1 pseudogene is annotated in these 532 nt (G+C 53.4%); it reads right to left on the reverse strand.

Annotated elements, in window-relative coordinates:
* Positions 1 to 424: pseudogene (locus J5224_RS34890) on the reverse strand (glutathione S-transferase); the annotation flags it as partial.
* Positions 425 to 532 lie beyond the last annotated feature (108 nt).

Raw genomic sequence — 532 nt, forward strand, 5'->3', positions numbered from 1 at the left:
AGCAATCGCCAGCAGGCGTTCGCACTCCACTTTCTGTTTGGCAATCAGCGCAACATCACGCTGTTCGGGCGCGGTACGCACCAGGCCAATAAATACGGTGCCAAATGGCACAGCCAACGATATTGCCCAGTCCATCCACTTTTCTGCATTGGCGCGCTGACCGTGATCGGCCAGATAGAGGCTCTGCTGACCGTATTTGGCGGCCAGATAACGCACAATGGTATTGGATTCCCACACCACCAGATCGTCCGTCTTGCAGGCAGGGAATTAGCCCATTTGGGTTCATGGACAGATAATCTGCTTCGCGATTACGGCCAAACTGACCGCCAGCCAGAATGTGCTGATAACTCAACCCCAGTTCTGCGGCGAGCCAGCGGACTTTTTTGACATTACTCGAATTCTCTCGGCCCCATAAAGTAAGCATGATAACCCTCTGATGGCGAATGGGAGGAAGCGCGTTGACGCCCCGACAGCAACAACATCAACCACTATACCTGCTTTCAATGGCGCGGAGGGAGAAGAAAAGGGAATT

The organism is Candidatus Symbiopectobacterium sp. NZEC135 (genome assembly GCF_025962695.1).